The 21,901-nt window shown below is 72.1% G+C and carries 13 protein-coding genes; 4 read left to right on the top strand and 9 right to left on the bottom strand.

Annotation, left to right across the window (positions count from 1 at the left end):
* Nucleotides 1-155 precede the first annotated feature (155 nt).
* Nucleotides 156-2,570 (bottom strand): endopeptidase La, encoded by a 2,415-nt coding sequence (lon, locus tag AQJ67_RS10875; RefSeq protein ID WP_062717906.1) that lies wholly within the window; start codon nucleotides 2,568-2,570, stop codon nucleotides 156-158.
* Nucleotides 2,571-2,659: 89 nt separating this feature from the next.
* Nucleotides 2,660-3,523: a rhomboid-like protein gene (locus AQJ67_RS10880; RefSeq protein ID WP_062717908.1), complete on the bottom strand. Its 864-nt coding sequence runs from the start codon at nucleotides 3,521-3,523 to the stop codon at nucleotides 2,660-2,662.
* Between the two features lie 177 nt (nucleotides 3,524-3,700).
* On the opposite strand from AQJ67_RS10880, the gene AQJ67_RS10885 reads away from it, so the two are divergent.
* The 4 genes from AQJ67_RS10885 to AQJ67_RS10900 all read left to right on the top strand — a co-directional run bounded on the left by AQJ67_RS10885 (nucleotide 3,701) and on the right by AQJ67_RS10900 (nucleotide 10,437).
* Nucleotides 3,701-4,378 carry a spermidine synthase family protein gene (locus tag AQJ67_RS10885; protein ID WP_062717910.1) on the top strand — a complete coding sequence of 226 codons (678 nt, stop codon included), beginning with the start codon at nucleotides 3,701-3,703 and terminating at the stop codon, nucleotides 4,376-4,378.
* A 132-nt stretch (nucleotides 4,379-4,510) separates the two neighbouring features.
* Nucleotides 4,511-5,248 carry a response regulator transcription factor gene (locus AQJ67_RS10890; protein WP_003997964.1) on the top strand — a complete coding sequence of 246 codons (738 nt, stop codon included), beginning with the start codon at nucleotides 4,511-4,513 and terminating at the stop codon, nucleotides 5,246-5,248.
* Nucleotides 5,245-6,351 (top strand): sensor histidine kinase, encoded by a 1,107-nt coding sequence (locus AQJ67_RS10895; protein WP_062717912.1) that lies wholly within the window; start codon nucleotides 5,245-5,247, stop codon nucleotides 6,349-6,351. The genes AQJ67_RS10890 and AQJ67_RS10895 overlap by 4 nt, the downstream gene beginning before the upstream one ends.
* A 291-nt stretch (nucleotides 6,352-6,642) precedes the next feature.
* Nucleotides 6,643-10,437: a multifunctional oxoglutarate decarboxylase/oxoglutarate dehydrogenase thiamine pyrophosphate-binding subunit/dihydrolipoyllysine-residue succinyltransferase subunit gene (locus AQJ67_RS10900; protein WP_062717914.1), complete on the top strand. Its 3,795-nt coding sequence runs from the start codon at nucleotides 6,643-6,645 to the stop codon at nucleotides 10,435-10,437.
* Nucleotides 10,438-10,703: 266 nt separating this feature from the next.
* Here the strand turns inward: AQJ67_RS10900 and fxsT are convergent, their stop codons facing one another.
* The 7 genes from fxsT to AQJ67_RS10930 all read right to left on the bottom strand — a co-directional run bounded on the left by fxsT (nucleotide 10,704) and on the right by AQJ67_RS10930 (nucleotide 21,817).
* Complete coding sequence (fxsT, locus tag AQJ67_RS10905; RefSeq protein ID WP_062717915.1) at nucleotides 10,704-13,664, bottom strand: FxSxx-COOH system tetratricopeptide repeat protein; 2,961 nt, start codon at nucleotides 13,662-13,664, stop codon at nucleotides 10,704-10,706.
* A gap of 101 nt (nucleotides 13,665-13,765) precedes the next feature.
* Complete coding sequence (locus tag AQJ67_RS10910; protein ID WP_079055881.1) at nucleotides 13,766-14,965, bottom strand: FxsB family cyclophane-forming radical SAM/SPASM peptide maturase; 1,200 nt, start codon at nucleotides 14,963-14,965, stop codon at nucleotides 13,766-13,768.
* Nucleotides 14,962-15,114: a hypothetical protein gene (locus tag AQJ67_RS47585; protein ID WP_159058751.1), complete on the bottom strand. Its 153-nt coding sequence runs from the start codon at nucleotides 15,112-15,114 to the stop codon at nucleotides 14,962-14,964. The genes AQJ67_RS10910 and AQJ67_RS47585 overlap by 4 nt, the downstream gene beginning before the upstream one ends.
* Nucleotides 15,111-18,374, bottom strand: coding sequence for a tetratricopeptide repeat protein (locus AQJ67_RS10915; protein WP_062717917.1), 3,264 nt, complete (start codon nucleotides 18,372-18,374; stop codon nucleotides 15,111-15,113). Before AQJ67_RS10915 ends, AQJ67_RS47585 begins: the two co-directional genes overlap by 4 nt.
* 2 nt (nucleotides 18,375-18,376) lie before the next feature.
* Entirely contained in the window at nucleotides 18,377-19,375 is a 999-nt protein-coding gene (locus AQJ67_RS10920; protein ID WP_062717919.1) for an AAA family ATPase, read from the bottom strand.
* Between the two features lie 136 nt (nucleotides 19,376-19,511).
* Nucleotides 19,512-21,464, bottom strand: a complete 1,953-nt coding sequence (locus tag AQJ67_RS10925; RefSeq protein ID WP_062717921.1) for a VMAP-C domain-containing protein — start codon at nucleotides 21,462-21,464, stop codon at nucleotides 19,512-19,514.
* A complete protein-coding gene (locus AQJ67_RS10930) occupies nucleotides 21,461-21,817 on the bottom strand; it encodes a CU044_2847 family protein (protein WP_062717923.1) in 357 nt (118 codons plus the stop codon). Before AQJ67_RS10930 ends, AQJ67_RS10925 begins: the two co-directional genes overlap by 4 nt.
* Nucleotides 21,818-21,901 lie beyond the last annotated feature (84 nt).

Raw genomic sequence — 21,901 nt, forward strand, 5'->3', positions numbered from 1 at the left:
CGCCCCGGCTGGGGGTCCGGGGGTTATCCCCCGGAAGATGCAGCAACAGGGCGCTGGACCGGTTGAAGGCATTGGCCGACGGCTGATCCCTCTCGCGGTGGCGAAGGCCCGGGTCCCTCACGGGGCCCGGGCCCTGCCTTTCCGGTCGACGTCCGTCACGCCGCGACCGGAACCTCCGGCGCCGCGCCGTTGGTGGCCGGCGACAGCGCCAGCTCCAGGACCTGGCGGACGTCGGTCACGGCGTGGACGTCGAGCTTGTCCAGCACCTCGGCCGGGACGTCGTCCAGGTCGGGCTCGTTGCGCTTGGGGATGACGACGGTCGTGACGCCCGCCCGGTGGGCCGCCAGCAGCTTCTGCTTCACCCCGCCGATGGGCAGCACCCGGCCGGTCAGCGAGACCTCACCGGTCATCGCCACGTCCGTGCGGACCAGGCGGCCGGACAGCAGCGACGCCAGCGCCGTCGTCATCGTGACGCCCGCGCTCGGACCGTCCTTCGGCACCGCACCCGCCGGGAAGTGGATGTGCACGCCCCGGTCCTTCAGATCGGCGACGGGCAGCTCCAGTTCGGCGCCGTGCGAGCGCAGGAAGGACAGGGCGATCTGTGCGCTCTCCTTCATCACGTCACCCAGTTGGCCCGTCAGGGTCAGGCCCGCCGCGCCCGTCTCCGGGTCGGCCAGCGACGCCTCGACGTACAGGACGTCACCGCCCGCGCCGGTCACCGCGAGGCCGGTCGCGACGCCCGGGACCGCCGTACGCCGCTCGGCCGGGTCCTGCGCCGACTCGGGCACGTGGTGCGGCCGGCCGATCAGTCCGCGCAGGTCGCCGTCGCCGATGGTGAACGGCAGCTCCCGCTCGCCCAGTTCGTGCTGGGCCGCGACCTTGCGCAGCAGCCGTGCGATCGAGCGCTCCAGGGTGCGTACGCCCGCCTCGCGGGTGTACTCGCCGGCGAGCTTGCGCAGCGCGCCCTCGTCGAGCGCGACCTCGTCCGCCTTCAGACCTGCCCGCTCCAGCTGACGCGGGAGCAGGTGGTCGCGGGCGATGACGACCTTCTCGTCCTCGGTGTAGCCGTCCAGGCGGACCAGCTCCATGCGGTCGAGCAGGGCCTCCGGGATGGCTTCCAGGACGTTGGCGGTGGCGAGGAAGACGACGTCGGACAGGTCCAGTTCCACTTCCAGGTAGTGGTCGCGGAACGTGTGGTTCTGAGCCGGGTCCAGCACCTCCAGCAGGGCCGCCGCCGGGTCGCCCCGGAAGTCGGAGCCCACCTTGTCGATCTCGTCCAGGAGGACGACCGGGTTCATCGAACCGGCCTCCTTGATCGCGCGCACGATCCGGCCGGGCAGCGCGCCGACGTAGGTACGGCGGTGGCCGCGGATCTCGGCCTCGTCGCGGACGCCGCCGAGGGCGACCCGGACGAACTTGCGCCCCATGGCGTGCGCCACGGACTCGCCGAGCGAGGTCTTGCCGACGCCGGGCGGGCCGACGAGCGCGAGCACGGCACCGCCGCGCCGCCCACCGACGACACCGAGACCCCGGTCCGTACGACGCTTGCGCACCGCCAGGTACTCGGTGATGCGCTCCTTCACGTCCTCCAGGCCGGCGTGCTCGGCGTCGAGGATCGCCTTGGCGCCCTGGATGTCGTACGCGTCCTCGGTCCGCTCGTTCCACGGCAGTTCGAGCACGGTGTCGAGCCAGGTGCGGATCCACGACCCCTCGGGCGACTGGTCGGAGGACCGCTCCAGCTTGTCGACCTCCTTGAGCGCCGCCTCCCGGACCTTCTCCGGCAGGTCGGCGGCCTCCACGCGGGCGCGGTAGTCGTCGGACTCCTCGCCGTCCTGTTCGCCGTTCAGCTCGCGCAGTTCCTTGCGGACGGCCTCCAGCTGACGCCGCAGCAGGAACTCGCGCTGCTGCTTGTCGACGCCCTCCTGGACGTCCTTGGCGATGGTCTCGGCGACGTCCTGCTCGGCGAGGTGGTCGCGCAGTTGCTGGGTGGCGAGCTTGAGGCGGGTGACCGGATCGGCGGTCTCCAGGAGCTCGACCTTCTGCTCGGTGGTCAGGAAGGGCGAGTAACCGGAGTTGTCGGCGAGCTGGGACACGTCGTCGATGGCCTGGACGCGGTCGACGACCTGCCAGGCGCCGCGCTTGCGCAGCCAGGCGGTGGCGAGGGCCTTGTACTCCTTCACCAGTTCGGCGACCTGTCCGGGCAGCGGCTCGGGCACGCTCTCGTCGACCCGCGCGCCCTCGACCCACAGGGCCGCGCCCGGCCCGGTCGTCCCGGCGCCGATCCGCACCCGGCCGCGTCCCCGGATCAGGACGCCGGGGTCGCCGTCGGCCAGCCGGCCGACCTGCTCGACGGTGCCGAGCACACCGGTGCTCGCGTACGTCCCGTCGATGCGCGGCACCAGGAGCACCCGTGGCTTCCCGGGCTGCGAACGGGCGGCCGCTTGAGCGGCCTCCACCGCGGCGCGTACATCGGCGTCGTTCAAGTCCAGCGGGACCACCATCCCGGGCAGCACGACCTCGTCGTCGAGCGGCAGCACGGGCAGGGTGAGCGGTGTGGACGTCGAAGCCATGATCTCCCCTTAGGCAGTCAAGTTGAGTTATGCCGACTCAATGCACGGGGAGGCTCGAATGTTCCCGGACCCGGGTTCGCTGTGAGCGATCAGCGGCCGCACATACGGTGACCTCGGGCTTTCGTGGGATCAACGGTCAACGGGGCTCGATCCTTCCCGCCCGTCCCACCGCGAGCCCAGCGCCTGACGATCGGCCACATCCCGATCCCGATGGCCAGCGAGATGAGGTGTCCCCAATTGGTCAGCGGGTCCGTGAGGTTCAGGAGGTCCTGGAGCAGCATCCCGCCGAACAGCGCCAGTACCGGCCACCGCAGCCAGGGCCGCAGCAGCCCGGCCAGGGCACCGGTGCTGGTGGCGACGCCGAAGCTGATGCCGTAGTCGAGGCGGTACAGCGAACTGTCGGGAAGGTGGCCGACCAGCACGGCGAGCCCCACGGGGACCTCGGTCGCGAGCGTGGCCAGGGCGTGTCCGGTCAGGAAGACAAGGGCTGTGCGCACGCCGCCGATCCGCCGTTCCAGCGCGGTCAGCACGAGCAGGAAGCCGAGCGTGTACGGCCCCAGGAAGCCGCCCGCCACCCACAGGGCGCTGGCGAGCAGCACCAGCACGGGCGTCCGCACGAGGTGCGCGACATCGGTGCTGGAGCCCTGGTGCAGGGCGTGGACGAGGTCAGGGTCGGCGTAGGTGGCGATCAGCGAGGTGACGGCCAGGACGGCGGCGTAGGCGAGGGTGAACGGGGTGCCGGTGGGGGTGGGGAGCAGGCGCCAGGGGCGGAACGGACGGGTGCGCGGCGCGGTGGCCCCTGCGGGGACCGGCATCACGGGCGGCTTCGGTGTCACCGGAGGCGCCGTCACGGCGGCGACCGGCCCGCGCTGGCGGGGCATCCCGTCCAGCAGCTCCGCGACCTCGGGCTCGGGAACCGAGTCCGTCACGCCCCCGACCGCAGTCCGTTCCAAGGTGAGGCGCTCCTTCCGTTTTCCCCACCCTCGGACCACGGATCATCCATGTCTGTGATCTGCGCCACAGAACAGCGGATTCTCAGCAACCTCTCAACAAGTTCTCGCGTCTCACCCCTTCACGCATTCGAAGGTAAATCCCTCGGCCGGCCCGGCCGGACCTGCCAGGATGACCGGATGCCCACTTCGTTCGACATCCCCGAAGTCCTGGACCGTCGCGAGGGGCCGCACGGCGAGATCGTGCTGCGTCGGCACGGCGAACTGCTCCAGATCATCGCCAACGGCTGCTTCCTGATGGACACCTCCGACGGACGCTCGGAGCGGCTGCTGGTCGACGCGGCGCTCGGCGCGCTGGACGGGCGGCCCGCCCCGGAGGTGCTGATCGGCGGGCTCGGCGTCGGGTTCTCGCTCGCACATGCCGCCGCCGATCCGCGTCCGGGACGGATCGCCGTCGTGGAGCGTGAGCGCGCGATTATCGACTGGCATCTCGACGGCCCGTTGTCCGACTTCTCCGCCCCGGCCCTCGCCGATCCGCGCACCGAGATTCTGGAAACGGATCTCGTGGCGTACGTACATGAGACTTCCGCCACGTATGACGCCCTGTGTCTCGACATCGACAACGGGCCCGACTGGACCGTCACCGAGGGCAACGACAGCCTGTACTCACCGGCCGGACTGGCGGGCTGCGCAGGGGTGTTGAGGCCCGGCGGGGTGCTTGCCGTCTGGTCCGCCCAGCCGTCTCCGGAATTCGAAGAAACCTTGTGTAATGCCGGATTCCAACAGGTGCGTACCGAAGAGATCCCCGTTGCCCGGGGCGTTCCGGACGTCGTGCACCTCGCCGTACGGCCTGGATAGCCGTGGCGCGGTGACTCCCCGTACTCTGCTCACCTGACGCGGATCATTCAAGCGTCAATCGCAAGCATGCGCAGGCATAGCCAGTTAGCGGGATCACCCCACGGATTCCGGAAAGCAACTTTGGGGCGGGCGATGGAGCAGACACACACCTCCCACAACGGCACGGCGGCGACCCCCGGCGCCCAGCGCCGGGTCCTCGTGGTCGAGGACGATCCGACCATCGTGGACGCCATCGCGGCCCGCCTGCGCGCCGAGGGCTTCCTCGTGCAGACCGCGGGCGACGGTCCGGCGGCGGTCGACACGGCCGAGGCGTGGCAGCCCGACCTGCTGATCCTCGACATCATGCTGCCGGGCTTCGACGGCCTGGAGGTCTGTCGCCGGGTGCAGGCCCAGCGGCCGGTGCCGGTGCTGATGCTGACCGCGCGCGACGACGAGACCGACATGCTGGTCGGGCTCGGCGTGGGCGCCGACGACTACATGACCAAGCCGTTCTCGATGCGGGAGCTGGCGGCACGCGTGCACGTGCTGCTGCGCCGCGTCGAGCGGGCCGCGCTGGCCGCCACGACCCCGCGGTCGGGCATCCTGCGCCTCGGCGAGCTGGAGATCGACCACGCGCAGCGGCGGGTGCGGGTGCGCAGTGAGGACGTTCACCTCACCCCCACCGAGTTCGACCTGCTGGTGTGCCTGGCGAACACCCCGCGCGCGGTGCTCTCCCGTGAGCAGCTGCTCGCCGAGGTGTGGGACTGGGCGGACGCCTCCGGCACCCGGACCGTCGACAGCCACATCAAGGCGCTGCGCCGGAAGATCGGCGCCGAGCGGATCCGCACGGTGCACGGCGTGGGCTACGCCCTGGAGACCCCGACGCCATGAGCGACGGACCGGCCGCGCGGAGAGGCCCCGGGGGACCCTGGGGCGGCGTACGACCGTTCTCGATCAAGACCAAGCTGGGCGCGCTGGTCATCATCGCGGTGCTGATCACCACCGGCCTGTCGATGATCGCCGTGCGCACCCAGACGGAGCTGCGCTTCATCACGGTCTTCTCGATGATCGCCACACTGCTCATTACGCAGTTCGTGGCCCATTCGCTCACCGCGCCGCTGGACGAGATGAACGCGGTGGCCCGGTCCATCTCGCACGGCGACTACACCCGCCGGGTGCGCGACAACCGCCGGGACGAGCTGGGCGACCTCGCCGGCACGATCAACCTCATGGCCGACGAGCTGGAGGCCCAGGACCAGCAGCGCAAGGAGCTGGTGGCGAACGTCTCGCACGAGCTGCGCACCCCGATCGCGGGCCTGCGGGCGGTTCTGGAGAACGTCGTCGACGGCATCGCCGAGGCCGACCCCGAGACCATGCGCACGGCGCTGAAGCAGACCGAGCGCCTCGGCCGGCTCGTGGAGACCCTCCTCGACCTGTCCCGCCTGGACAACGGCGTCGTACCGCTGCGGCTGCGGCGCTTCGAGGTGTGGCCGTACCTGTCCGGGGTGCTGAAGGAGGCCAACATGGTCTCCTCGGCGCGCGGCGGCATGGCGTCGGGCTCCGGCAGCCACACCCGCACCGACGTCCATCTGCATCTCGACGTCTCCCCGCCGGAGCTGACCGCGCACGCCGACCCCGAGCGCATCCACCAGGTCGTCGCCAACCTCATCGACAACGCGATCAAGCACAGCCCCCCGCACGGCCGCGTGACGGTCAAGGCGCGGCGCGGCGCGCACCCGGAGTCGCTGGTGCTGGAGGTCCTGGACGAGGGTCCGGGCATTCCGCGCTCCGACTGGCACCGGGTCTTCGAGCGGTTCAACCGGGGTGCCGTGAGCCGTCCGCACGGGCCGGGCAGCGACGGCGGTACGGGGCTGGGGCTGGCCATCGCGCGCTGGGCCGTCGATCTGCACGGCGGCCGGATCGGAGTGGCCGAATCCGATCGGGGTTGCCGGATTCTTGTCACACTTCCAGGGCAGCCATCCGTACCAAGTTGACGTAAAGTTCGAAGCGGAGCGTCAAGATCCACGTCTGTCCTGGCTGACGGACACGTGTGATCAGGTACAGACCTGCGCCTTCGGCGTGTCAGGTCGTGATCGCGCCTTCCCATCTGAGGTCATCCGAAGCGGAACCACGCTTGTTTCCCGCCATTTCCAGGCACGAAACACGCTTTCCGATGTGACTTACGCGACGATGACCTTGCTCAGCCTGACCTTCCCGGCCATGGGGGCGTAGCCTTAATTCCCGCTGTCCATCACCTTGTGAAGCGGAAGAGGGCGGTTGCCGCCGTGTCGCCACAGTCCCCCAGTAACTCGAGCATCTCGACCGACGCAGACCAAGCGGGCAAGAATCCCGCGGCCGCGTTCGGTCCGAACGAGTGGCTCGTCGACGAGATCTATCAGCAGTACCTCCAGGACCCCAATTCGGTGGACCGAGCCTGGTGGGACTTCTTCGCCGACTACAAGCCTGGGGCGGCCGCCGCCTCGGCTCCGGCGGGTACTGCGGCCGCGGGGGCCGCAGAGACCACCACCACCGCTCCGGCCGCTCCGGCCGCCCCGTCGGTCCCCGCGCCGGCCCCCGCGGCCCCGAAGCCCGCGGCCGCCGCGCCCGCGGCTCCGGCCGCCCCGGCCCCGGCCGCCGCGAAGCCCGCCGCGCCCGCGCCGGCCGCGAAGCCCGCTCAGCCGAAGAAGGCCGAGCCCGCTGCCGCCGCTGCCGACGGTCCCGAGCTCGTGACGCTGCGCGGCCCCGCCGCCGCGGTCGCGAAGAACATGAACGCCTCGCTGGAGGTGCCCACGGCCACGTCCGTGCGCGCGGTCCCGGTGAAGCTGCTCTTCGACAACCGCATCGTCATCAACAACCACCTGAAGCGCGCCCGGGGCGGGAAGATCTCCTTCACGCACCTCATCGGGTACGCGATGGTGCAGGCCATCAAGGCCATGCCGTCGATGAACTACTCCTTCGCGGAGAAGGACGGCAAGCCGACCCTGGTCAAGCCGGAGCACATCAACTTCGGCCTCGCCATCGACCTGGTCAAGCCCAACGGCGACCGCCAGCTCGTGGTCGCGGGCATCAAGAAGGCCGAGACGCTGAACTTCTTCGAGTTCTGGCAGGCCTACGAGGACATCGTCCGCCGTGCCCGCGACGGCAAGCTGGGCATGGACGACTTCACCGGCGTGACGGTCTCCCTGACCAACCCCGGCGGCCTCGGCACCGTCCACTCGGTCCCGCGTCTGATGCCCGGCCAGTCGGTCATCATGGGCGTCGGCTCCATGGACTACCCGGCGGAGTTCCAGGGCACCTCCCAGGACACCCTGAACAAGCTCGGCATCTCGAAGGTCATGACGCTCACGTCGACCTACGACCACCGGGTCATCCAGGGCGCCGCCTCCGGCGAGTTCCTGCGGATCGTCGCGAACCTCCTCCTCGGTGAGAACGGCTTCTACGACGACATCTTCGAGGCGCTGCGCATCCCCTACGAGCCGGTCCGCTGGCTCAAGGACATCGACGCCAGCCACGACGACGACGTCACCAAGGCCGCCCGGGTCTTCGAGCTGATCCACTCCTACCGGGTCCGCGGCCACGTCATGGCCGACACCGACCCGCTGGAGTACCAGCAGCGCAAGCACCCCGACCTGGACATCACCGAGCACGGCCTCACCCTGTGGGACCTGGAGCGCGAGTTCGCCGTCGGTGGCTTCGCGGGCAAGTCCCTGATGAAGCTGCGGGACATCCTCGGTGTGCTGCGCGACTCGTACTGCCGCACCACCGGCGTCGAGTTCATGCACATCCAGGACCCCAAGCAGCGCCGGTGGATCCAGGACCGCATCGAGCGCGCCCACACCAAGCCGGAGCGCGAGGAGCAGCTGCGCATCCTGCGCCGGCTGAACGCCGCGGAGGCCTTCGAGACCTTCCTGCAGACGAAGTACGTCGGCCAGAAGCGCTTCTCGCTTGAGGGCGGCGAGTCCGTCATCCCGCTGCTGGACGCGGTCATCGACAGCGCCGCCGAGTCCCGCCTGGACGAGGTCGTCATCGGCATGGCCCACCGCGGCCGCCTGAACGTCCTGGCCAACATCGTCGGCAAGTCGTACGCCCAGATCTTCCGCGAGTTCGAGGGCAACCTCGACCCGAAGTCGATGCATGGCTCCGGTGACGTGAAGTACCACCTGGGCGCCGAGGGCACCTTCACCGGTCTCGACGGCGAGCAGATCAAGGTCTCCCTGGTCGCGAACCCCTCGCACCTGGAGGCGGTGGACCCGGTCCTGGAGGGCGTCTCGCGCGCCAAGCAGGACATCATCAACAAGGGCGGCACGGACTTCACCGTCCTGCCGGTGGCGATCCACGGCGACGCGGCCTTCGCGGGCCAGGGCGTGGTGGCCGAGACCCTGAACATGTCGCAGCTGCGCGGCTACCGCACCGGCGGCACGGTCCACATCGTCATCAACAACCAGGTCGGCTTCACGGCGGCCCCCGAGTCGTCGCGCTCCTCGATGTACGCCACCGACGTGGCCCGCATGATCGAGGCGCCGATCTTCCACGTGAACGGCGACGACCCCGAGGCGGTCGTCCGCGTTGCCCGTCTGGCCTTCGAGTTCCGCCAGGCGTTCAACAAGGACGTCGTGATCGACCTCATCTGCTACCGCCGCCGCGGTCACAACGAGTCGGACAACCCGGCCTTCACCCAGCCGCTGATGTACGACCTGATCGACAAGAAGCGCTCGGTGCGCAAGCTCTACACCGAGTCCCTCATCGGTCGCGGCGACATCACCCTGGAAGAGGCCGAGCAGGCGCTGCAGGACTACCAGGGCCAGCTGGAGAAGGTCTTCACGGAGGTCCGCGAGGCCACCTCGCAGCCGGCCGCCGCGGAGCCCTCGGACCCGCAGGCCGAGTTCCCGGTCGCCGTCAACACCGCGATCACCTCGGAGACCGTCAAGCGGATCGCCGAGTCCCAGGTCAACATCCCCGACCACATCACCGTCCACCCGCGGCTGCTTCCGCAGCTGCAGCGCCGGGCGTCGATGGTCGAGGACGGCACCATCGACTGGGGCATGGGCGAGACCCTCGCGATCGGCTCCCTCCTGCTGGAGGGCGTCCCGGTCCGGCTCGCCGGTCAGGACTCGCAGCGCGGTACGTTCGGCCAGCGCCACGCGGTCATCATCGACCGTGAGACGGGCGAGGAGTACACGCCGCTGCAGTACCTCTCCGAGGACCAGTCGCGGCTGAACGTCTACAACTCGCTGCTGTCCGAGTACGCCGCGATGGGCTTCGAGTACGGCTACTCGCTGGCCCGCCCCGAGGCGCTCGTGATGTGGGAGGCGCAGTTCGGCGACTTCGTCAACGGCGCGCAGACGGTCGTGGACGAGTTCATCTCCTCGGCCGAGCAGAAGTGGGCGCAGACCTCCGGCGTCGTCCTGCTGCTGCCGCACGGCTACGAGGGCCAGGGCCCGGACCACTCCTCGGCCCGCCCGGAGCGCTTCCTCCAGATGTGCGCGCAGAACAACATGACGGTCGCGATGCCGACCTCGCCGTCGAACTACTTCCACCTCCTGCGGTGGCAGGTGCACAACCCGCACCACAAGCCGCTGGTCGTCTTCACCCCGAAGTCGATGCTGCGTCTGAAGGCGGCGGCGGCGACGGCGGAGGAGTTCACGACCGGGCAGTTCCAGCCGGTCATCGGCGACTCCTCGGTCGACCCGGCCGCGGTCAAGAAGGTCGTCTTCTGCGCCGGCAAGGTCTACTACGACCTGGAGGCCGAGCGGAAGAAGCGCGGCGTCACGGACACGGCGATCATCCGCATCGAGCGCCTGTACCCGCTGCCGGGTGCCGAGCTCCAGGCCGAGATCGCCAAGTACCCGAACGCCGAGAAGTACCTGTGGGCCCAGGAGGAGCCGGCGAACCAGGGTGCCTGGCCGTTCATCGCGCTCAACCTGATCGACCACCTGGACCTGGCCGTCGGCGCCGAGGTCCCGCACGGCGAGCGGCTGCGGCGCATCTCGCGTCCGCACGGCTCGTCCCCGGCCGTCGGTTCCGCCAAGCGGCACCAGGCCGAGCAGGAGCAGCTGGTGCGTGAGGTGTTCGAGGCGTAAGCCTCCGGCGGTTCAGCCGACGCTCAGGGCCCGGTACCGAGTTCTCGCTCGGCACCGGGCCCTTCGCCCATCCCTGGGGGCCGTGGAGACCGTACGCGGCTGCGGGCCCGTCGTGGCTCGTCGCGCAGTTCCCCGCGCCCCTTGGGAACTGCGGTGCCGTCGGCTCATCAGAGCGGCCCGGATCTCCTTCGACCCGGCCAACCGGTTCACCGAGAAGCAGAAGATCGGGCTCTCGGTATTCGGGTTCAGCTTTCTGTGCCTGGGTGTCAGATCGGCTGAGGCTCGAAGTCCCAGTACGGCCGCTGCCGTTCGAGGATGTGCCGGGTCTGCGGGTGGTCGGCGCCGAGCCGTGAGGTCAGCCGGGCCACCGTGTCCCGGTGCAGCGCCTCGGACTCCTCCCGCTCGCCCAGCTGGGCCAGGTCCAGTGCGAGACCGGCCCGCAGGCTGATGGTGAGCACATGCGCGTCGCCCAGGACGCGCGCGGAACGCTCGGCGCTCTCCCGGCCCAGCGCCGCCGCGGCCTCGACCTCTCCTACGCCGGCCAGCGCGGCGACCTCGTTCTTCGCGCAGCCGATGGCCCAGGGGTGGTCCCGGCCAACCGCCCGTCGCATCTGGGCCGTGGTCTGCCGGGACAGCGCCAGCGCGGCCCGGTGCTCGCCCATGTCCCGCATGACGGTGCCGACGTTGTCCCGCGCGCCGATCGCGTACGGGTGGCGTTCGCCCAGCTGGGCGGCGTACTGGGTGGCGGTGGCCTCGGCCAGGCCCCTGGCCTCCTCCGTGAGTTCCAGGTCGCGCAGCAGCATCGCGTAGTCGCAGGACGCCATCAGCGTCTCGGGGTGCAGGGCGCCACGGCGGCGGATCAGCTTCTCGCGGACGCCGCGCAGCATGGCGTGCGCGAACTGGAGGTCTCCGACGCGCCGGGCGCACAGCGCGAGGTTGTGCTCGGCGAGCAGGGTCTGGCTGTGGGTGCGGTCCAGGACCTGGCTGTGGACCCGGGAGTTGTGGCCCTGGATGGTGAGCGCCTCGCGGTAGCTGCCGAGCAGCCGCAGCATCCAGGCGGTGCGCAGCGAGGAGTTGAGGGTGAGGGCGTCGCGCTCGCCGAGCAGGTCCAGCCGGGCCTCGTAGATCCTGCGGTGCAGCGCGAGGGACTCGGTGTAGTGGCCCTGGAGGCCGAGGGCGACGGCGAGGTTGCTGCGGATGGCGAGGGTGCGCGGCACCTGCTCGCCGCCGAGTTCGGAGGCGGCGCTCGCGGCGGCCTCGTCGAACAGGGCGCGGGCCTCCGGGTAGCGGCCGAGCGCCATGAGGGTGCCGCCGAGGCCGTCCTTGGCGCGGATCACCTCGATCGGGCGGACGTCCTCGGAGCGTTCGAGCCGGCCGAGGATCTCGCGGCCGACGGTCTCCGCCTCCGTGTACTTGCCCAGCCGGCGCAGCATGTTGGCGAGCTGGTGGACGGCGATGAGCACCGAGCGGTCGGTGTCGCCGGAGGTGCCCCGCCAGTGCTCCACGGCCTGGCGGCTGAGCCACCAGCCGTCGTGGTACTCGCCGCGCATCCGCAGGTACTCGATGCAGTTGAGGACGAGTTCGCGGGCGTCGTCGTCGGCCGACTCCAGGGCACCGGAGGGTTCCAGGTGCGGGATGAGGGCGGCGTACCGGGCCCAGTTGCCGGCCGAGGAGGAGTCGCGGGGGTCGGCGGAGACGAGGACCTTGCGGGCGGCGGCCGAGTAGCGCTGGGCGTCGGCCGGCGACTGGATGGACCGTACGAAGCGGTGGAAGAGGCGGTGCATGCGCAGGGTGCCGACGGTCTGGGTGTCCATGCGCGGCCCGGCCTCGTACTCGATCCGCATGGAGGTGATCTCGGACAGCCGGCGCAGGGCGGTGTTCCAGCTGCTGGGCTCGGCGATCAGCTCGTCCAGCTCGGCGGGCAGGTCGCCGTGCCGGGCGGTCTGCAACAGCCGTACCGGCACCACGTCGTGGGAGAAGCAGACCAGCAGGTTGAGCAGCTGCCAGGCGGATTCCGAGCCGTCGCGCAGGGTGTTGACGAGTTTGGCCCAGGCGACCTCGAAGCTCTCCGGGTACTGGCCGGAGGCCATGACGCCGAAGCGGTCCGGGCGGCCGTCGCGGATGTCCCGGATGTAGTCGTCGACCGGCACGGTCGGGTTGATGTCCAGCCAGGCGGCCGTCTGGTCGAGCAGCAGCGGCATGTCCTCCACGGCCTCGGCGAGCCGCTCGGCCTGGATGCCGCTGAGGCGCTCGGTGCGGCGCCCGGCGAAGGCGACGCTCTCGCGGCGTTCGAAGACGGGTACGGCGATGTTCTCGGCGTGGGCGCCCCACTCGCTGCGGTGGGTGGTGACGAGGATGTGGCCGCGTCCCTCGGGCACCAGGTCGATCAGCCGCTCCGGGTCGCCGGCGCCGTCCAGGACGAGCAGCCAGGGCCGGGCGGTGCGGTCGAGTTCCCGGCGGACGGCGGTGATGGTGTTCGCGAGGTCGCCGGAGTCGCGCAGGTCCAGGGCGGCGGCGAGGTCGGCGAACTGCTGGCGGGCGGTGACGCGTTGGGCGGCGTTGATCCACCAGACGATGTCGTACTCGCCGGCGAACCGGTGGACGTACTCCAGGGCCAGCTGGGTCTTGCCGAAGCCGCCGGGGCCGAGCAGCGCCACGGCGGCGCCGGTGGGTCCGGCGGCGGAGAGGGCGCCGTAGACCTTCTCCAGCAGTTCGGTGCGGCCGACGAAGCGGAGGTTGCGGCGCGGGACGTGCCAGACGTCCGGCGGATCGTCGGGGAAGCGGGGGCCGCGGCGCAGGTCGATCAGGACGCCCGGGGCGGGTATGCCGGCGCACTCCAGGACCCGGCTGCGCGCCACCTCGGGGCGCAGTCCGCGCAGTTCGACGGGGGCGAGGGCGATGACGGCCTCGGGCATGGGCCGGGCGGTGATGCTGACGGCGGCGATCCGGTCCTGGTACGTCGGCAGGACCTGGCGCAGTGCCTCGGCCCAGGCCTCGAACCGCTCGTTGCCCAGCCGTTCGTGCCAGTCGTCTATCACGAGCAGGACGCGCCCGGGCGCGCTGAGCAGGCTGGTGAAGGCCGCGGCGGTGGGCGGTCGGCGCAGCGGGTTCCACCTGATCAGCGTGGTGCCCCGTCCCGCGGCCCGGATCTGGTGGTCGATCCACTTGGCCCAGGACTCGCTCTGTCCGGCGAAGACCACCGTGACGTGTCCGAGTTCCGCCGCCATCTCGCCGTTTCCCCTCGACTGAACCTGGTCACGTCTGTGCACAGGTCATTCAATTGTGCGTCAAATGGGTTCCAGAGGTAATGAGTTGAGCATTGTTCCTGTCACCGAGCCGCGCGTGACGTCCGCTGGAGCCGGTGTGCGATGTGCCGGACGAGCCGCTCCAGGTCGGCGCAGTAGACACTGGGGTGCCGGAACCCGGTCCCGGGAGCGTACCGGTGCACGTAGTTCCCGCCCCCGCACACCTTGCCCACGGGACAGCCCAGACACTCTTCGGCCAGCGCCCGCTCCCCCAGCTGGCGTGCGGCGACGCCGGGGTGGCGCAGGGCCTGGTCGAAGGAGTGCCGGAAGACGTCGAGCCCGGTCTCCGAGGCTCCCTCGTACGCCGACCTGAGCGAGTCGACCTGCTCGATGGCGCCGTCCGTCTCCACCACGACGGCCGCCATCGGCGAGAGCCCCACGGCCTCGGCGCGGCTGGGCGAGCCGAGCAGCAGCCCGGCGATCTCCTGGAACAGCCGGATGCGCGTGCTGAGCCGCCCCTCGTCCCACCAGGCGTCGAAGACGGCGGCGAGCCAGTCGCCGTACGGCGTGGGGGTGGGCCGGTGCCGGCCCGGGGGCCGGCCAGGGATGCCGGGCGGCGGCCGGTCCCAGTTGGCGTGCGGGAGGAGGAAGTCGACGCCGGGCGGGCGCAGGGCGAGGAGCGAGCGGTAGACGTCCAGGGGGTCGACGGCCAGGTCGATCGTGCAGAGGATTCCGGCGTACGCCCGCGGTCGTGCCGCGAGCCGCTCGGCAGCCGCGCGGGCGGCGGGCCAGGCGGGGCGTCCGGCGTGGTCGACCCGGCGGGCGTTGTGCGCGGCGCGTCCGCCGTCGAGGCTGAGGCCGACCCGGATGCCGGCGGCGGCGAGGCGGTCGAGGGCGCCCGCCGTCAGCCGGGTGCCGTTGGTCTGGACGGTTGCGGTCACCCGGCAGTCGACGGCCTCGCGCACCGCGTCGGCGTAGGCGAGGACGGGGTCGGGGCCGGTCAGGAGGGGTTCGCCGCCGTGGAGTTCGACGCGGATGGCGTCGAGGCGGTGGCCGCGGACGTGCTCGGCGATTCGGTCCGCGACGCGGCGCATGGTGCGCTCGGGGGTGCGGGCCGGCCGGTCGCGCCAGCCGTGGTCGGGGCCCTGGTAGAGGTAGCAGTAGGTGCAGTCGAGGTTGCACCGGCCGTGCACCTTCAGCACGAACTGCCGGAAGGGGACGGGCCGGTGGGCCGTGGTGTCGAGCAGGGCGTACGGCCAGGGCGGGTGCGGGTGGGTCGTCATGGCGCGTCTTCGTAGTGGGCGACGACGAGGGGGTCCTGCTGCCGGTCGCGGAGTTCGGTGAGGATCGCGGCCAGTACCGGGTGGTCGGTCTGGTCGGGGGGTGCGATCTCCGGGAGGGGTATGTGGGTGTCGTCGACGGGGAAGGTCACTCGGCGGCCGTTTCGGGGGACTGACGGGACAGGAGCGCGCGCAGGAGACGGATGCGGTCGCGGTCGTCCGTGAGGCCGAGGGCACGGTCGTAGTCGGTACGGGCCTCGTAGTCCCTGCCCATCGCGGCGCGTGCCCGGCCCCGTTCGGTGAGGGCGGCGGCCACCAGCTCCACCTCGCCCGCCTCGTCGGCGATCTCGACGGCCTGGCTGAAGAAGTCGACGGCCTTGTGCAGGTCGGCGACGGCCGCCGTGCGCTCGTACCGCAGCCGGGCCACGTTGCCCCGGTTGATCAGGCACTGGGCGAGCAGCCATGGGTGCTCGGATCCGCGGGCGGCCTCCGCGAACAGCCAGTCCGCCTCGTACAGGTCGGTCAGCACACCGGCAAAGAGGTAGCGCCGGTAGTAGGCGCGCCCCAGGTTCCGGCGCAGCCACGGAAGCTGGGGGTCGTCCGGCAGGCACTCCTCGACCGCCTGACGCAGATGGTCGACGCTCCCGCCGATGTCCTCGGGCTCTCCTCTGAGGCCGAACCGGACGTACAGGGCCCGGCCGAGGTCGGCCAGCGTCCGCGGCCGTCGCCGGTCGTCCTCACCGAGCAGCCGCACCGCCTGCTCCCATGCCTCGATGGCGCGGTTGAGCTCGATCAGCCCTCCGGTCTGGTCGTGGCGGTCGCGGTATATCCGCCCGGCCCGCAGCAGGCACTCGAACCTGAGCTCCGGGTCGTCGCCCGCGGCTCGCTCGGCCTGCTCCACGGCGTACAGCAGCAGGCTCTCCTCGCGCTCGGTCGGCGGGATCTCCACGGCGGCGGCCACGTCCAGCCAGATCCGGCAGCGGTCGGCGGCCGGCAGGGCGGTCTCGTCCCGGACGGCCTCCATGAGGTCCTCGGCGGCGCTCGCGGCCGCGTCCGCGGCGGCGTCGGCGACCGGTGCGTACCCCTCGTGCTCCCGGGCCAGGTCGAGCCACAGCCGTCCTCGGGCGACCAGGGCGCGCACGGAGCCGGACAGCTGGAACCACACGTTCGCCGCGTCGACGGCCCGATGCAGGTGCAGCACGCGCCAGTCCGGGGCGTAGGGTCCCACGTCCGTCAGTGACCGGCGTACGCCGGTGAGCGCCTCCGCTGCGGCGCTTCTGCGGGCCTGTGTCGCAGGCTCCGTGTCCTCGTCGGCCACGACCGCGCCGAGGTGGAGGTCGGCCAGGTACAGCAGTACATCGCGCGCCCGCTCCGCCGCCCGCCCCGGCTCGCCCCGAGCCCAGTCCCGCAGGCTCTCAGGGATCCCGTCGAACTCGACCCCGCTCCCCCGCACCTCCTGCGCCTGAGCCCAGTGCACCAGTCCGAGGACGAGCCGGCCGCGCATCGTGACCGCCCGGCCGTCGAGCGTCTCCCACGCCTCCCGCAGGTCCTCGCCCACGCGGCGCACCCGCCACCGGGCGAGCAGCGCCTGGGCCAGCTCCTCGCCGGCGGTGACCCGTTCGCCGCCCGAGCCCGCGACCGCGACCGCCTGCCGTGCGTACTCCACCGCGGCGTCGAGTTCCCGGGTGAGCCCCTCGCCGTTGAACCGCGCCAGCGCCTTCCGGCCCAGATCGAGCAGTTCCGTCGCGCTCTGCCCGGCCGCCGTGGCGCCCGCCGCCGCGGGCAGCCGCGCCCCCAGGTCCCTGAGCACCTCGGCCGACACCTCGGCGAAGGCCCGCAGCCCGGCCGGTTCCCGCTCGCCCGGGCCCATGAGCTGTTCCGGGGCCGCGCCCGGCGGCACCGCGCCCCGCAGGAACGCGCCCGCGAGCGCGGGGAAGTTCCGCGCGCTGCGCCCGAACTTCCGTTCCACGTACTCGGAGCAGTGCTTGAACAGCAGCTCCACCTCGTCGACCGACAGCCGGGAGCGCAGCTCGCTCGCCACCCCCGGCAGGAAGTCGTAGCGCACGGCCCGTGGATCGTCCGCGTCCTCCCGCCGCCGCAGCAGCCCGCTGAGCAGCACCTCGGACAGGACGTCCGGTCCGCTCCCGGCCAGCATGGCGTGCTGGACGAGCTGCATCACCGGCAGGTACAGCGGCACCGCGGACAGGTACACCGCGAGGCGGCGCGCCTCGGACGACGCCGGGCGCCAGAACGTGCGAACGCGGTCCGCTCCGCTGCGTTCCTGCGCGGCCCGCACCGGCGCCGCGGACGCGGGATGGTCGGCCCGCACCCAGCCGGCCGCGGCGGACAGCGACTGTCCCGTCGCGCCGGACACCAGCCGCGCCCAGCCCTCCACCGACTCCCGCCGCAGCGCGAGCACGGGTACGGGCAGCGCGCCGCAGGCCACCGGCTCCTTGTCGGGCCGGAACAGCAGCGATCCGGCCGGGCCTTCACGCCGGTGCAACACCCCACGCCGGGCGGGCAGATGGGTGCGCAGCCACATCCGCTGCGGCAGCGGCTGTACGACGGCGACGGGCGCGGTGCCGGCCCAGCGGTGCAGCAGCCGCTGCACCTGTCCGCTGCGCCACATGGGCCCGGCGCAGTCGCTGAGGAGCAGGGTGACCCGGCGTCCGGTGGGGTCGCTGAGCTGCTCCGGTGCGTGCAGGGCGGCACCGGGCTCGGGGCCGGCCGCGCAGCCGGGGCGGCCGCCGGGCGCCTCGTGCAGATAGCGCACCTGCACCTCGCGGAAGGCGCCGGCGCGGGCACAGACCTGGCGCAGTTCGTCGAGGGCCTGCTGCCATACGACCGTCGAGGTGGAGACGTCCATCAGGAGCAGCAGCCGGGCCTCGCGGCGCCGGTCGGTGCGCAGGACGGGCAGGACGAGGCCGGACTCGGCGGCGCGCTCGGCGGTGGCGTGCTCGTCGAGGGTGCGCGGGACGGGGCGGACGGGGGCGCGGTAGCGCTGGAGGGGCCGTAACCCTCGTTGCAGGGCGAGGGGTTCGGGCAGGGCCGGTGCGGCGGGGACGCGGACCGGGGTCATCCGGACGTCGGTGCCGTCGCCGCCCGGGCCGGGCGCGAACAGGCGGGCGCTGTCGGGCTGCCGCTCCTCGTCGTCCTCGGCGGGCGTGCCGGGGGGCCGGGATGGGAGCGGGGGGAGTGTGCCGGTGCCGAGGGCCGGTTCCGGGCCGGGCGCGGGGGCCGTCTTCGCCCTGCCGGCCCGGTCCGGGGAGGCCGGCAGCCAGCGGGCCAGCCACAGGGCGTCGGCCAGTTCCTCGACGCCGGGTGGGATGCCCGCGTCCCGCATACGCGCGACCAGCGCCGTGAGCACGGGGCTCACGCCGTCGGCCGGGAGGTCGGGGGCGCGGGGCGTCATGGCTAGCGGGGCCCTCGGTCGAGGGGCTGCATCAGCAGTTCCGAGATCTCCTCGCGGCGCCGGTCGGCCTCCCGGGCGGCGTGCTGGGCGAGGAAGATGGCGTTGAGCAGCTGGTCGGTGGGGCGCAGCGCGCCGTCCGCCTCGGACTGGGTGAACTGGTCGACGAGGTCGCGGTTGGCCTCGTAGGCGCCGTGCCCGAAGTGGGCCTGGACCAGGGCGGCGAGCCTTTCGTCGCGCGGGGCCTTGAGGTCGAGCGGGATGCAGCGGCGCATCAGGGCGGCGGGGAACTCGCGCTCGCGGTTGCTGGTCATGATGACGAACGGGAAGGCGTGGCAGTGGACCTGACCGCCGGTCACCGTGACCCGGCGCCCGTCGTCGGTGAGGACGCGTACCTCGGGGTCGCGGTCGGCGATGCGCTCCAGCTCGGGGATGGCGAAGCGGCCCTCCTCCAGGACGTTCAGCAGGTCGTTCGGCAGGTCGATGTCGCTCTTGTCGAGCTCGTCGATGAGTAGCACCCGGGGCTTGTCGGCGGCGAGCAGCGCGGTGCCGAGCGGGCCGAGCTTGATGTACCGGCCGATGTCCTGGGCGCCTTCCTCGCCGGGCAGCTGGGCGTCCTGCAGGCGGCCGATGGCGTCGTAGGTGTAGAGGCCGTCGCGCAGTTCGCTGCGGCTGACGATCGGCCACTCCAGGACCCGGCCGAGGTCGAGCTCGTAGGCGACGGAGTGGGCGAGTGTCGACTTGCCGACACCGGGTTCGCCGGTGACGAGCAGCGGGCGCCTCAGGTACAGGGCGGCGTTGACGAGTTCGAGGGCGTCGGGGTCCTGGACGGGCAGCGGGACGGTGCGCTCGCCGAGCCTGCGGTGGGTGGCGGAGTCGAGCTGCGGGACCTCGTAGTCGACGGGCGTGGCGTCGAACTTCCGCCAGGGCGGTGGTTCGGGCAGCGCGTCGATCCTGGCCGGATCCGGCTCCCCGACGCCCCGGTAGATGAACCACTCGCTCATGGTGCGCTCCTCGTCGACGGTCGGTGGTGGTCCACGTCCTGGCCGAAGGGAGCGTCGTGCGCCCGCAGCGGGCCCTTGGAAACATACCCGGAACTGCCGTGGTACACCGGGGATTTCGGCCAGGCCTCGACGCTGTTCACAGCGGTGCGTCCACGGTTTCGGTCTCCTCGGCCGGGAGCGGGCGGCGCGGGTCGTCGTAGAGCAGGGCGAGCGGCTCGGCCCAGGCGCTGTCGGGCCGTTGTTCGCTGATGTCCTGCCGTACGTGCCGCAGCCGGTCGGGGAGTTCGGCGAGCGAGCCGAGCGTCTCGAGGAACTTCTCCACGCGCGCGTGGAGCGTGTCGCACTCCGGCGGACAGGCGCCGCGCTCGGGGTGCGGGCCGGTGTGCCAGAGCGCCACGGGGTGGCCGCCGCGCAGCGCGTGCTTCATGGCGACGTTGCCGGTGCCCTGGCCGGCCGGGCGGCACATCACGGGGATGCGGTGACGCTCGGCGGCTTGGTAGCCGGTGGCGTCCACGGCGCCCGGCGGGGGCATGCGCCAGCCCTCGAAGCGCCGCCCGGCCGTGATGCCCTGCCAGCGGTCGCGCCAGAGGTTGTCCGGATATCCCCGGCGCTCGAGAGCGCGCAGCACGAGGCGACGGCGTGCGCCCAGGTGCCCGGGGTCGTTCAGCGCGGCGATGTCCGCGAACCGCCAGCGGTGCACGGCGGTGTCGAAGTGCTCGGCGGGCAGTCCGACTTCGAGCGGTACGGGTTGGCCCTCCCGGTCCTTGGACTCCAGCAGTCCGCCCAGCGGGACGCGCAGCGCCTGGACGAGTTCGTCGGGCCGGCAGCCGTGCACGGAGGGGTCGGCCTCGTGGAGTTCGGGCAGGCCGTCGCCGTCGTCGTACCAGATCTGCCAGAAGAACCGGACGGGCTGCGCGCTGATCACCGGGTCCAGCAGCAGGGCCACGACGGGGCCCTCGCCGGGGCCGGGATAGGAGATCACGACGCGTTCCGGGCCGTGGTCCGCGGGGGGTGGCAGGAGTTCGTCGGGGAGGGCGACGTTCCGGGCCAGTGCGTGCAGGTCCTTGCGGGGGTCCCGGCGCAGCCGCCTGGTGATCCAGTCGGCGAGGGCGGGGTTCGCGGCGTCACGCGCGCGTGCGTGGGCCTCGACGAGGCCGAGGTAGCGCAGGAAGGTGAGCGGGTCGAGCGGGGTGGTGCCCGCGTAGAGCAGGCCGTGGCCGTCGCGCCAGGTCCGCAGCTCGGGTGTGGCGCCGGGCCATTTGTTGCCGCTGCGCGCCTCCCTGGCGATGACGTTGACGGTGGGTTCGTCGGGCGGGGGCGGCAGTTCGGCCAGCAGGGCGAGTGCCTGGCGCCGGTCGCGGGGTGTCCAGGCGGCGCCCTGGCCGTCCGCGGGTCCGCCCTGGAGGTCGATCCAGTTGTCCCCGCTCTCCGACACCGGCTCCTCGCCGTGCCAGCGGTCATGGGCGGCCATGACCGTGCGGTAGGTCTCCCCGAAGCGGCGCAGCGCGGCGATGGCCACCGCCTTGCCGCCGTCCTTGTCCCTGCGCTTCGACTTGATCAGCCCTACGACGGCTCCCGACTCCGGGTCGAGCAGCGGTCCCCCCGACATCCCGCTCTGGAGGTCGATGTCGGGCTTGATGATCAGCCCGTGCGTGTCCTCCTGGCCGTTGACCACGGCGTCCACCATGCGGAAGTGGGCCTCGGGCGGGCCGGGGTAGTAGCCACAGGCCTTCAGGGCGCCGGAGTGACGGGCGGCGCGGTCGGTGAGCCACACGCACTCGTGCGGGTGCTCGCCGGTCAGCCGGACCAGGGCCAGGTCCTCGGCCAGCGGGACCTTGGGGTTGCGCGGGTCGGTGATCAGCCAGTCCGCGAGCCGGGCCTCGGCGTCGACGCCCTCGCCGCGCACCCGGAAGGCGGCCGTGCGGTCCGCCGCGAGGTGCCGGCACAGCACATGGGCGGCGGTCAGCACCCAGCCGGGCGCGACGAAGAAGCCGCTGCCCCACAGGGGGCCGTCCTTGCCGCCGGCCGGGAGCAGATGGACGGTGGCCGCCCTGACCAGCTCGAAGAGACGATCGTGCCGCTCGCTCATGCGTCGACCGCTCTCCGGTCGCCCTCCTCCGCGCCGCCGCGATCGAACTTCCAGGTGAGGGTGACCTCCAGGGACGCCTTGGCCTCCCCACGCGCGAGCACCGCGACCGCGAGGCCCTCCTTGGCGGTCAGCTCCACGCCGAAGGTGATCGAGGCCTCGTCCGGCCTGGCCGCCCGGGCCGCGTCGAGCACGGTGCCGCCGACGGCCTTGATCAGCTCCTGGAGCTGTTCGACCTTGGCTACGGCGGCCTCGGTGAAGCCGACGTCCTCCTGGTCGTCGTAGGGGTCGGCCGCGCCGATCCTGGCGGTGATCACCGTGCCGTCCGGCAGTTCGACGTCCTGGATGTGACTCATAACGCTCCCCCGAAGAGCCCGAGCCGCCAGGTCAACCGATCCCGGACGGCGCCCACTTGAACAGCGACGAGGCTAATACCCAGG

The organism is Streptomyces caeruleatus (genome assembly GCF_001514235.1).
Lineage (GTDB): Bacteria > Actinomycetota > Actinomycetes > Streptomycetales > Streptomycetaceae > Streptomyces > Streptomyces caeruleatus.